We start from the raw sequence: 11,697 nt of genomic DNA on the forward strand, positions 1-11,697 counted from the left end.
GTGCTAGGGACTGTCTTGGAGAATCAACACGTCCTCTTCGTGAAAAACCTGTTGATCCTTGAGGCTCCAGCTACGGACATCGCCTGCTTTGCCTTGGGGTACAGAGACGATCAGATATGAATACTGCTGCCAAGCAGCTGCGCGATCGTACTCCGAGGGTTCAGCCGGACAATCAGGATGAGAGTGATAGATACCGATGATATCTAAACCAAGAGTTCGTCCGTGTTTCATTGCCACCAGCATTGCTTCGGGTGGAATCAAATAACGGCGCTTCTTCGTTAGGTCAGACTGGGCTTCCTCTCTCCAGATGTTCTTCGTCGCTCGAACTTCCATGACGGTTTTCCCAGTGGGGTCACTCGTGCCCAACAGCAAACCACAGCACTCTTCTGGATAGGTGCGGTTGGCATGAGCCTGAATGCTGGCCAAATGCTGAGAGTCGAGGCTGAGAACCACGGCAGGATGATCTTTGGATAAGACAGACACCTATTGTAAGACAGGATCGAACCGTCCGCGTCAACCATCTATAGGACTCTGAACCTAAAGGACTCTGAACGCCTTTTCTAGCTCAGCTCAAAACAGGCATGTCAAAACAAGCTATGAAACTGCCGCGAAACGTGTCACCCATCCTTCTGACTATCACGAATTACCGTCACAGGATTGTAGTGGGCGTCGCTCCCCTAGGCAGATAGAATAGAGAATGCAATTGCCGATCCTCTTTGGGAGAGAACACATTATGGTACAAGTTACCGCACAATCTACAAGCGGACTTGATATTCCTAGCCTCGATGCGGAACTTGAAAGCCAAAGTCCGCAAAAAATTCTCGAACGCGCCTTGAGTCAGTTCGATAACATTGCCATCTCTTTTAGTGGAGCGGAAGATGTTGTCTTGATCGACATGGCGCACAAAATCAGAAAAGATATTAAAGTCTTCAGCCTCGATACCGGACGCCTGCACGCAGAAACCTATCAGTTTATCGATCGCGTCAGAAAGCATTACGGCATTGCGATCGACATCATGACTCCCGATTCGGCTCAACTCGAAGCAATGGTTAATGCCAAAGGGCTCTTTAGCTTCTACGAAGACGGGCATCAAGAATGCTGCGGCATTCGTAAAGTCGCTCCTCTGCGGCGCAAGCTCTCAACCCTAGATGCCTGGATTACTGGACAGCGCAAAGATCAGAGCCCATCGACTCGTGCAAGCGTTCCAGTTGTACAAATCGATACGGCGTTTTCCACTGAGGATCACAACTTAATCAAATTCAACCCCCTCTCCAGCTGGTCATCAGCGGATGTCTGGATGTATATCCGCTCGTATGACGTGCCCTACAACTCTCTCCACGATCGCGGATTCATCAGCATTGGCTGCGAACCCTGTACTCGCGCTGTTCTTCCCAATCAGCACGAGCGAGAAGGACGCTGGTGGTGGGAAGAGGCGACCAAGAAAGAATGCGGTCTGCACGCGGTTAACCCATCTCAAGCTTGATGCACAGATCGCTCAGCAGGAAATAATGCCGTAGAATAGGAAGGTTGTCTACATACGATCGCAGGCGAAATCATGGCAGTTCCTAAGAAGAAAACATCAAAATCAAAGCGAGATAAGCGTAAAGCCACCTGGAAGCGCAAAGCTGATCTTCAGGCTCAACGGGCGCTCTCCCTCGGAAAATCCATCCTGACGGGACGGGCACAGGGCTTTGTTTACCCAACCAATGAGGAAGAGGAAGAAGAGTAAGAGTAGTGACACTCTATCAAAGTGGGGATTATTAAAGTTGAGATTCGGTTTTACATTGAGTCTGCTACTGTGATGATTAAGTGCTGTTGTAGGACAAGCGCATGGCAGGAAAATTTTTCAAAAAGCCAGGCTCAGAGTACGGCGATCGTGTCCCTAAAGGTCAGCATTTGACCAATGGCTTCCCAGTGCTGACCTACGGCGGAACTCCCCACGTTGATCGAGACACCTGGCAGTTTAGGGTCTGGGGCTTGGCAAAGGAAACTACCTTTAGCTGGGCAGAGTTGATGGCAATGCCTCAGACTGATTTTACGGCTGACTTTCACTGTGTTACCACTTGGTCAAAGCTAGACGTGCAGTGGACAGGTGTGAAAGTCGTCGATTTTATGAAGCATGTCGAGGTTGACCCCGCTGCTGTTCACATCATGGAGCACTGCTACGGGGACTACACCACCAATATTTCAATGGACGATTTTTTGCGTGAGGAAAATTTCTTTGCTCACACAGTGTTTGGCGAACCGCTTCCGCCCGATCATGGAGGGCCGCTTCGGCTCGTTGTTCCTCATCTTTACGCTTGGAAAAGCGCTAAGTGGATTAACGGCTTAGAGTTTCTGTCTAAAGAAGAGCTAGGCTTTTGGGAGCGAAACGGCTATCACCATCGCGGGGATCCCTGGAAAGAAGAACGGTATAGCGGCCGGTAATAACGCAGAAAGGTCGGGGTGTTATCACCTCGACCTTTTTTGTGTAAATAGCTTTTTTATGAACAGAAGTTACGACGGTTAGTAAATAGGTAGGAGAACTGTAAACGTGCTTCCCTCACCTGCGCCAGAGCGGACGCTGATCGTGCCGTTGTGAGCTTGAGCAATTCGGCGCGACAGATGCAGGCCGAGACCGCTTCCCGATCGCTTGTGTTTACCTGAATTAAAGCTCTCAAACAGCGTGCTTTGTTCTTCTAAAGGAATGCCGGGACCCGTGTCAATCACTTCAAGCTTAACGGCTGCCGTTGAAGACATATGGGCTTTAGATAAGCGCACCGTTACCGAACCTTGATCTGTAAATTTGATCGCGTTTCCGATTAGGTTGGTCAGAACGCGCCGCAATTCGATGCGATCGCCCTTGATCGAATAGTCTTCACCCGCCTTAGCGGATGGCTCAAACCTAAGTTCTAAGCTCTTGTCGATCGCCAGAGACGATAATTCCTCAATCACCTCTTGAGTTAGCTCTAGCAGGTTCACTGGCGAGAAGGTGAGAGTCTTACGTCCTGCTTCGTAGCGGTAGACCTCAAGCAGCATATTCACCATCGTCAGCAAATTTTGATTGCTGCGAACCATGATCGAGATCGCTTCTTGCACATCGTCGGGTAGCTCTCCCATGACACCTTGCGCCAGCAGATCTAACATGCGATCGGCAGCAACGAGCGGGGTACGCAAATCGTGGGTGAGACGAGAGACAAAATCTTCTCGCTGACGGGCAATTTGATCCCGCTCATCCACGCTGTGTTTTAGGCGTAGCAAGGCTCTGACTCGCGCCAGAAGCTCATCAAAGTGAACGGGCTTACGGATGAAATCGTCTGCTCCCGTATCTAGCCCCTGCGCTACACTTGGCTGGTCGTAAGCTGTTGTGAGCAGAATCGGCATAAACGGTAGCTTGGTATTGTCACGGATTCGACGAGTCACCTCATAGCCATCCATGCCAGGCATCATGACATCGAGCAGTACCAAGTCAGGTGGAGCCTGGTCGATCTTGTCTAGGGCTTCTCTACCGCTTTCTGCAAGTTCGACTTCGTAGCCTTCATCTTGGAGAATCGCTTGGATCAGCAGACAATTGTCGGGTGTGTCGTCTACAACGAGAATTCGATCCACGTTACGAGTTTGGGTAAGAGATCTGTAGTTCATGCGACTCTACAAAGAGGGCACGGTTTTTCTAATGTGAATTCATACATTATGTAATAAACACTACTTTCGCTAGATCTAACCTCATTCTTGCGAGTGATCTTTTGATTTTTCTTTCGTGTGGGAGTTGACGTACTCCACAGCAATCGGTGTAATATCCTGCACGACCTGATTTACGATTTGGCGTTCTGTTTCTGTCCAGTGACGCGATCGCGCCATTAAGCAAGGTTGCAGTACTCCCCAAAGGTGCTGATCTTGGCAAAGGTGAGCATGAATCAGGGCGCGATGACCAAAATTTTCTTGCTCAAACTGTCGATTTAATTGAGCAGAACTAGCGGTTTTAACGTCTTCAATAAATAGAGACGGTTCGGTTCTCAAAGCAGCAGCAAACATTGGATCTTCATCGGGTAACGAGGTTGGTTCGGGCTTCCATTCCTCGTCATAAACCGTGGGAACATCAGGCGAGCGAACCCAACAAAAGGGTACTTTACCCATGCGTGTCTCGGGCTGTCGCAGATACAAAAAGCAGCGATCGCACTGCAAAAATTCTGCGATCGCGCGCATCAGATCAGAAAAGCGCTCTTCTGACGACTGCTCACTCGCCAAAACTTCAGCAATTTGGCTCGGTAATTGGATAGTATCTGTCATTTCTTGCTATTGTTTTTGCTCTTAACAAATGTCCACTCTACTAATTGGCGCGGTGCTTCTTTGAGAGCGGCAGTGAGAGTGGCATTATTCTCAAACTTGATCTGGTTGAGATTAGAAACCTCGATATTGACGGTGAAGCGATCGTCCTCAAAACACCACGGTTCGATCGTGACGATTCCATCGCTAAACTGCCGAATGTCGTAGCGTTTGCCATCGTGGGCTTTGCTTACTTCAAGGGCGCGTTCGTCCTCTGGAAGCTGAGCTTGACAAAGAATGAGAGAGCAGCGATCGCACCACTGCAAAAAGTCATAGGCGCTAGAAGCATCCTCTTTGGAAATCTCTAGCTCTTGACACCACCGCTTCTGATCTTCGATCTGGTCATCTAAGAATTCATCGGCTTCTTTAGACGTTCCGCGCTGCGACTCCAGCAACCGAGACATATGCATCGACGTTAAGAGAGCAACCCATCGACCGCGATAAAGAGAATCTTGCAAATGCTTTCTCAATCGGGGAAAAGAAGTCTCTGGGTCTTGCGTAAAGTCCATCGGCGCACCCGCTTTTGTGAGATTGTTTTCTTCCCACTCTTTTTCTAAATCATCGTGGTGCGAAATTGCTGCCAGCGTCTCATACAGTCTTGGAGGAGCCTCTTTCCTGCGCCATTGACCTGCAATTTGGGCAGCCAGTAGAGCGTGGGCACGATGGTAAATCACCTGCCACCCCGTTTGAGTCGGATGTACGATCATAGAAGTAAAGTTAGAAACTCAAAAGTTAACACTTCTTCAAAGTGTATTGATATTAACAGAAGACTTAAATCTACCCTGCGATCGATAGACCGTGTTAAGCGCGATGTAATCGCGTGAGCTGATGTTGAATCAGCAGGAGCGCGATCGCAAGTCCAACCAGTACGACAGGAATGCTGGCTAAGCCGATTGAGGCCGCAATCCATCCTAATGCTGTCGGAATCGTCGCCGCGCCCAAGCTCGCCACACTCGTTACAAATCCGATCGCTGCCGGAACTAATGCGCTCGGCACTCGCTGCGGCATTAGCCAAATGGTGGCTGGAAAAATCGGTGCTAGAGCAAACCCAATTAGGGGCAGGCTGAGCCATTGGCCGGGCACTAACCACCAGAGGAGTAACCCAATTGTCAGAACCAAGAGTGAGAAATTAATGGTGCGGCTCGCCCCTAGCCTTGCTAGAAAGTAGCCCAAGCTAAACCGCCCTAACGTTAAGCCCAACCAATAAGCACTGACACTGTACCCAGCAATTAGCGTAGATGTCCCTCGACTGACCGCTTCAACCGTATATGCCCAATTGCCAACTGCGCTTTCTGTTCCTACATACACAAGTAAAAGCAATCCAGTGAGCAGTACGGCTGGAATTTGTAACGCCAACCGTAAATTAGAGGAAGTGCTGTCATGGGAAGTGGCTCTGCGAACACTCATAGGGCGGTAGTTGGATGATACAATCCACAATACAGCCAGCACAAATATGCCAACAATAGCGGCAATGACTAAATAAACTAATCGCCAATCGAATCCCAATGCTAATAGAGTTGTTGCGATCGCAGGCCCTAACAATGCTCCAACACCATAAAATCCGTGTAGAATGCCAATCAGATTAGCATTCTGCGAATCGCTCACAATATAGGTATTAATCCCGGCATCAATGAGTCCAATCCCCAATCCTAGCGCTACTCCTGTGACGATCATCAGCCACCAAAACGGAGACAGGGCGTAAATCATCACCGCGCTGGTTAAAAGGACGCCAGCGAGCAACAGCATTCGGGCAAGCCCGATACGAGCACTAAGCAGACTACTCGCGATCGCGGCAGTGACGTATCCCCCAATCTGGCTAATGAATAGGAAAGTGACTGTTGCCGGAGTGAGATTGTAGGTCTTCACAATGGACGGCAGCAACACGCCTAATCCTCCTTCTGTCACACCGATTGCAATGAACGCATAGAGGGAGAGAGCAATGCCAATCCAAGCTGGATGCTGAGAGCGGTGCGCATCATGAGGAATGAGCGATTGACTGATCCAAGCCGTAAATCGCTGCAACCATTGTTTGACCATGTTATTTAGCCTTAAAAGCTCAAAATCAGGATTGGTGGCTCCTGATTTCTGTGGCTGTGACTCCTCAGTGTGTCATCAAAAGTGTGTCATCAAAGTTTAGGTTTTATCTATCCCGTGAGTGATAGCGACTGCAAATACTTTGCTGATAGAGTATTAACTAATGTTTTGTTAAGTAATGTGACACTAACCATTAGCCCAACCTTAGCTTTGTGCCGCAACTCGAACAAGCATGTAATGTAAATTCTGATTTGCGTGTCAGAAAGAGTTCTAATCTTCAATAACCCTATCTGGAGAAAATAACGTGTCATATCAGAAAGGCGCGATGATGCAGTACTTCCATTGGTATCTTCCTAACGATGGGAAGCATTGGGATAGGCTCAAAGACGAGGCGCAAACGTTGGCAGAGAAAGGATTTACGTCTCTATGGCTGCCCCCTGCTTACAAAGGTGTGGGTGGAAAAAATGAAGTCGGCTATGGTGTTTATGACCTCTATGACTTGGGCGAATTCGACCAGAAGGGATCGATTCGGACTAAATATGGCACTCGCGAGCAGTATTTAGATGCCCTTAAAGCCCTTAAAGCGACTGGCATTCGTGCCTATGCAGATATTGTTCTGAACCATATGATGGGCGGGGATCAGGTCGAAGCTGTAAAAGCGGTTCCTTACCCCCGTGATAATCGGCTTAATCCGAAAGGAGAGCTATACGAGATCGAAGCCTACACGCACTTCAACTTTCCGGCTCGCCAAGGCAAGTACTCCTCCTTCGAGTGGCACTGGTGGCATTTCGACGCGGTGGATTACAACGCGAACAACCCAGACGATGACTCTACTATCTTCGTGTTTGAAGGAAAATCGTTTGATGATTATGTCGCGCTTGAGAAGGGTAATTTTGACTATTTGATGGGCTGCGACTTAGATTTTGGAGAAGAGTCCGTCCGCGATCAGCTAGTCGAATGGGGCAGGTGGTATGTTGAAACAACGAATGTAGATGGGTTTCGGATTGATGCGGCGAAACATATTTCTGCTTGGTTTTTCCCAGATTGGCTAGAGGCAATGAATCAGGTGGTTGAAGAGCCACTGTTTGCAGTCGCTGAATACTGGGAATTTAGCGTTGAAGCTCTAGAAGCTTATATTCACAACACCCAAGGTAAAGTAGCCCTCTTCGATGTGCCGCTTCACTTTAATTTTCACAGTGCGAGTCAGGCGGGCGATCGCTATGATATGCGGCAAATTTTAGACGGCACATTGGTGAAAAAACAGCCCGCGTTTGCGGTTACATTTGTTGCTAATCATGATTCTCAAGCGCTGCAAGCGTTAGAGTCGGTGGTCGAACCCTGGTTTAAGCCATTGGCATATGCAATTATTTTGCTGCGTCAAGATGGTTATCCGTGTGTGTTTTATCCAGACTATTACGGAACAGAGTATGAGGATGAGGGACAGGACGGGCAGGTACATAAAGTGATCATGCCGTCACACCAATGGCTGATCGATAAATTCTTGGATGCACGTCAGCGCTATACCTACGGTGCTCAGTACGATTACTTTGATCATCCCAACACAATTGGGTGGACGTGCCTAGGAGATGAAGAGCATCCTCAAGCAATGGCGGTGATCTTGAGCAATGGGGCAGAGGGTAAAAAATGGATGGAAGTAGGTAAGCCAAACACAACGTTCATTGATCTGACCGAACACGTTCCAGAGCCAGTGCAAACCAATGATAAAGGTTGGGGTGAATTTAGATGTGATGGCGGGTCTGTGTCCGTGTGGGTAGAGGCTGCTTAAGCCGCACGTACTGCTAGATCTTTGATAGCATTCGTTTTAGAGACAGTTTTCCAGACCGCCTCTATTTTCGTTAAAACTAATTCTCTATAAATCGACACAGAATCGCGGCCTGACTCATCGAATGAAGTCCAGCTTTGCGATTCTGTATCAACTCTTATCAAGTCGAGAGCGGCTCTATTTTCGGGGCAAGCTCTCTTCCGAACTCCGAACCGGGGATGAATCCGCTGGCTCGTGAACGGTTGGCTCTTCTGCATTGTCTTCAGAAATGAGCGGATCGCGATAAAGGCTTCGCTTATTCCTCTTCTTCCTGCCCAGCCCACCCAATCGACCAAACATCTCGTGGAGCAGTAGATAGAAGCAAGGAATGATAAACAACGTGAGAAATGTTGCCAACGACAATCCGGCAAAAACTACAATGCCAAGCGGCTGTAGAAACTCGCCCCCTTGACCTAAACCCAACGCCAGAGGAAACATCCCCAAAACGGTTGTGATGGTCGTCATTAGAATGGGACGCAGGCGCTGAGGTGCAGCTTGCAAAATAGCCGTTCGCCGTCCGACGCCATCCTTTTCTCGAATCTGGTTGGCTAACTCCACCATGATAATGGCGTTGTTCACCACAATTCCCACAAGTAGCACAGCCCCTACGACCACCGTCGCTCCGATCGCAGTGTTGGTGATAAACAGTCCCCAAATTCCACCTGCTAACGCTAAAGGAATTGTGAACATAATGACTAGCGGATCAACAAGAGAGTTGTATTGCACCGCCATCACGACAAATACGAGAAACGCAGCTAACCCTCCTAATAGTGGCAGTGCAGACTGAATCTGCTGATTACTTTGCGCCGCCGTACTTGGTAGCCGACTCACGCCCTCCGGTAGCTGAATCTGTTGGAATACACTCTCAATTTCTTCGAGCGCTCCTCCCAAACTTGCGCCCTCACTCAGCGTCCCTGCAATCTGGTAAACCTGACGTTGGTTAATTCGCTGAATTTCTCCCGGCGCTTGTCCAGTTTCGATTTGGGTGACATCACTGAGTCTGATGAGTTGTCTATCTTCTGTGAATAGCGGCAATTGAGCGAGTTGAGAAGCGTCCTGAATCACAGAATCATCTAATTCAACGCGCACATCGACCAACCGATTTCCCCGTTGAAGTTGAGTTGGAACTGAGCCTTCCAGCGCCGTTTGAATAGTTTCACCAATGTCTTGAATGTTCAGTCCGAGTTCTGACGCTCGTTCGCGATCGCGACGAATCTGAATTTCGGGCTGCCGCCGATCGGCATCTGGACGGTATCGCGCTTGTTTTGCTTGTTGGCTTAAGGCTGCCAAAACTTGGCGTCCGGCTTGTTCTAGCTGATCGGCGTTATTGCCTTGCAGCACTACGTCAACTTCTGCACCCCGTACCGGAGAGTTACTCAAAATCAAACCCCGGACTTGACCCGGACTCAAACGCAAGGTGATATCCACCAGATTGAGTTGGTTGAAGGATTGAGTGACGCGCTCTACAAATTTTTCTACATCGGTATTGGGCTTGAGCGTAATGTTACTCGAACTCCGCAAGGCATTTTCGCTCGTATTGCTGCCAAATAGAAATCCGCCCACTGTGGTGAAGACATATTCGGTTTCCGGTTGCTCAGTTAGAAGTTTATCCACCTCACTCATCACTTTACGGCTGGTTTCAATTGGCGTTCCGGGCGGAAATTGGGCAAACAGATTCGCTTGCCCTGTACTGATGCGCGGCAAGATTTCCTGCGGAATGCGACCCAAGACAAAGAGGCTACTGCCACCCAAAACCAGAAAGGTCAGCGCAACAACTAATACGCGGCGACGCAGCACTTTATTGAGCAGCGATCGATAGCTCTCAATGGCGGATTCAAAGCGCTGATTGAATCCGCCAATGAGCCAGGTTTGTCCCACTCGGCTCGACCACTGAATGGCTAAGAGCCGAGATGCCATCATCGGAACAATTGTGATGGCAACGAGAATGGAAGCGGCAACTGAAAAGCTAATGGTTAGAATCAACTCGTTAAACAGGAGTGCGATGAATCCACCAATGAGCAGAAATGGTAAAACAGCTACTAAGTTTGTACTCGTAGAAGCTAGTAATGCCGATTCAACCGATTGGCTGCTCTCAACTGACTTCTCTATCAATTTTTGCGAACTGAGGTTTGTGTTGGTCTGTTGACCTAGCTTAATACCAACACCATCAGCGATCGTTTCGAGCATCACAATCGAGTTGTCCACGACGATACCAACGCCCAGCGCCAAACCGCCCAAACTGAAGACGTTGAGCGAGAGATTAAACAATCGCATGAAAATAATGGCGACCAACGTGGCGAGTGGAATCGACAGCACAATGATCAGTGTTTGACGAATCGAGCCGAGAAACAGCAGCACCGCGATCGCGGCGAGTGCCGCTCCAATCAAACCGGAACTGGTGACGTTAGAAATCGAGTTGCGGATGAACACCGACTCATCTAGCGTTGGGAACAACTGCATATCTTGAGGAACCACCCCTGAGCGGCGGAGTTCTTCAAGCCGTTTCTTCACCCCTTCTACAACTTGAATGGTGTTGGCATCAGGCTGTTTCTGAATACTGAGCTTGACGGAAGGCTTGCCATTTAGCGATACAAAAATCCGCTGCTGCTGCGTGCCGTCGCTAACCTTGGCAAAGTCTCTTAGATAAACGCGGCTAGATGAAGTTATCGGCGTAGTCGCGGTGGAAGAACTGCCTGACGCATTACCTGATGCACTACTGCTTGACGACGATTGCGATGTGCCAGATGGTGAAGCTTGACCGACTGTGAACGAAAGATTCTCGATTTCGGACGCTTCCTGAAATCGCCCGATCGCTCGTGTTAGTGGCTCAGAGTTTCGCCCGATGATGCGTCCGCCCGACACGTCCTGATTCGCCTCGGTGAGTTCTGTCAATACTTCGTTCAATCCCACGCCTGCCGATTGCAGGCGATTGAGATCAAGAATTACCCTAACTTCTTCTTCTACTCCGCCAGCCACATCGACTGCCGCCACGCCTTCGACCACACCGAGTTCCCGCGACAGTTCTTCGTCTGCAAACACTCGCAGATCAACCGATTCTAAGGAGTCCGAGGTTAGCGCCAGTTCGTAAACTGGGGATTGAGACGGATCGACTTTAAACAAAGTCGGCTCCTCGATTGTGTCAGGAAGCCGACCACGGGCACGGTTGAAGGCTGCCGTCGCATCGTTTAGGGCTTGGTCAATGTTTCCTCCGGGCTGAAAAAACAGGTCTATGCTAATTTGTCCTTCACGAGTGCGCGAGAAGGTCTGCACCACCCCTTCCGTGGTTGCTAACGCTTCTTCTAACGGTCGGGTGACTTCATCGACCGCCACTTCTGGTGAAATGCCAGGAGCATCAACCCGCACCCCAATCCGGGGATAGGTGATCGAGGGCAGCAGATCAACTTGAATTGTGAGTAGAAAAAAGATACCGATCACGACTACCGCCAGCGATAGCATGAGCGTCCCAATATGCTGGCGAACCGCTACGCCGCTAATGCTAAATCCACGCGGCTGAGGAGATGATGTCATAGTAATTTCTT

General features: G+C 49.2%; 10 protein-coding genes. 4 read left to right on the forward strand and 6 right to left on the reverse strand.

The features are described from left to right. Nucleotides 1-3: 3 nt before the first annotated feature. Nucleotides 4-483 carry a M67 family metallopeptidase gene (locus tag AC5JLB_RS11655; RefSeq protein WP_495873999.1) on the reverse strand — a complete coding sequence of 160 codons (480 nt, stop codon included), beginning with the start codon at nt 481-483 and terminating at the stop codon, nt 4-6. Between the two features lie 250 nt (nt 484-733). Between AC5JLB_RS11655 and AC5JLB_RS11660 the strand changes: the two genes are divergently transcribed. From AC5JLB_RS11660 to AC5JLB_RS11670, 3 genes are all read left to right on the forward strand, one after another. After that, entirely contained in the window at nt 734-1,483 is a 750-nt protein-coding gene (locus AC5JLB_RS11660; RefSeq protein WP_495874000.1) for a phosphoadenylyl-sulfate reductase, read from the forward strand. A gap of 72 nt (nt 1,484-1,555) precedes the next feature. Further along, on the forward strand, nt 1,556-1,729 hold the full coding sequence (gene rpmF, locus AC5JLB_RS11665; protein WP_495874001.1) for a 50S ribosomal protein L32: 174 nt from the start codon (nt 1,556-1,558) through the stop codon (nt 1,727-1,729). 101 nt (nt 1,730-1,830) lie between these two features. After that, on the forward strand, nt 1,831-2,427 hold the full coding sequence (locus AC5JLB_RS11670; protein ID WP_495874002.1) for a sulfite oxidase-like oxidoreductase: 597 nt from the start codon (nt 1,831-1,833) through the stop codon (nt 2,425-2,427). A gap of 78 nt (nt 2,428-2,505) precedes the next feature. Here the strand turns inward: AC5JLB_RS11670 and AC5JLB_RS11675 are convergent, their stop codons facing one another. From AC5JLB_RS11675 to AC5JLB_RS11690, 4 genes are all read right to left on the reverse strand, one after another. Further along, nucleotides 2,506-3,621 (reverse strand): hybrid sensor histidine kinase/response regulator, encoded by a 1,116-nt coding sequence (locus AC5JLB_RS11675; RefSeq protein WP_495874003.1) that lies wholly within the window; start codon nt 3,619-3,621, stop codon nt 2,506-2,508. 81 nt (nt 3,622-3,702) lie between these two features. After that, nucleotides 3,703-4,266 (reverse strand): GAF domain-containing protein, encoded by a 564-nt coding sequence (locus AC5JLB_RS11680; RefSeq protein ID WP_495874004.1) that lies wholly within the window; start codon nt 4,264-4,266, stop codon nt 3,703-3,705. Continuing rightward, nucleotides 4,263-5,009, reverse strand: coding sequence for a DUF3891 family protein (locus tag AC5JLB_RS11685; RefSeq protein WP_495874005.1), 747 nt, complete (start codon nt 5,007-5,009; stop codon nt 4,263-4,265). Before AC5JLB_RS11685 ends, AC5JLB_RS11680 begins: the two co-directional genes overlap by 4 nt. Nucleotides 5,010-5,103: 94 nt before the next feature. Further along, nucleotides 5,104-6,339 (reverse strand): MFS transporter, encoded by a 1,236-nt coding sequence (locus tag AC5JLB_RS11690; RefSeq protein WP_495874006.1) that lies wholly within the window; start codon nt 6,337-6,339, stop codon nt 5,104-5,106. Nucleotides 6,340-6,640: 301 nt separating this feature from the next. Here AC5JLB_RS11690 and AC5JLB_RS11695 point away from each other — a divergent pair, with 301 nt between their 5' ends. Further along, nucleotides 6,641-8,122 carry an alpha-amylase gene (locus AC5JLB_RS11695; protein ID WP_495874007.1) on the forward strand — a complete coding sequence of 494 codons (1,482 nt, stop codon included), beginning with the start codon at nt 6,641-6,643 and terminating at the stop codon, nt 8,120-8,122. Between the two features lie 174 nt (nt 8,123-8,296). Here the strand turns inward: AC5JLB_RS11695 and AC5JLB_RS11700 are convergent, their stop codons facing one another. Then, a complete protein-coding gene (locus AC5JLB_RS11700) occupies nt 8,297-11,686 on the reverse strand; it encodes an efflux RND transporter permease subunit (RefSeq protein WP_495874008.1) in 3,390 nt (1,129 codons plus the stop codon). Nucleotides 11,687-11,697 lie beyond the last annotated feature (11 nt).

It is taken from the genome of Myxacorys chilensis (assembly GCF_059505265.1).

Bases quoted from the DNA above. Each gene is read 5' to 3' on its own strand.
- AC5JLB_RS11660 (WP_495874000.1), top strand. From the start codon at position 734: ATGGTACAAGTTACCGCACAATCTACAAGCGGACTTGATATTCCTAGC.
- rpmF (WP_495874001.1), top strand. From the start codon at position 1,556: ATGGCAGTTCCTAAGAAGAAAACATCAAAATCAAAGCGAGATAAGCGT.
- AC5JLB_RS11670 (WP_495874002.1), top strand. From the start codon at position 1,831: ATGGCAGGAAAATTTTTCAAAAAGCCAGGCTCAGAGTACGGCGATCGT.
- AC5JLB_RS11675 (WP_495874003.1), bottom strand. From the start codon at position 3,621: ATGAACTACAGATCTCTTACCCAAACTCGTAACGTGGATCGAATTCTC.
- AC5JLB_RS11680 (WP_495874004.1), bottom strand. From the start codon at position 4,266: ATGACAGATACTATCCAATTACCGAGCCAAATTGCTGAAGTTTTGGCG.
- AC5JLB_RS11685 (WP_495874005.1), bottom strand. From the start codon at position 5,009: ATGATCGTACATCCGACTCAAACGGGGTGGCAGGTGATTTACCATCGT.
- AC5JLB_RS11690 (WP_495874006.1), bottom strand. From the start codon at position 6,339: ATGGTCAAACAATGGTTGCAGCGATTTACGGCTTGGATCAGTCAATCG.
- AC5JLB_RS11700 (WP_495874008.1), bottom strand. From the start codon at position 11,686: ATGACATCATCTCCTCAGCCGCGTGGATTTAGCATTAGCGGCGTAGCG.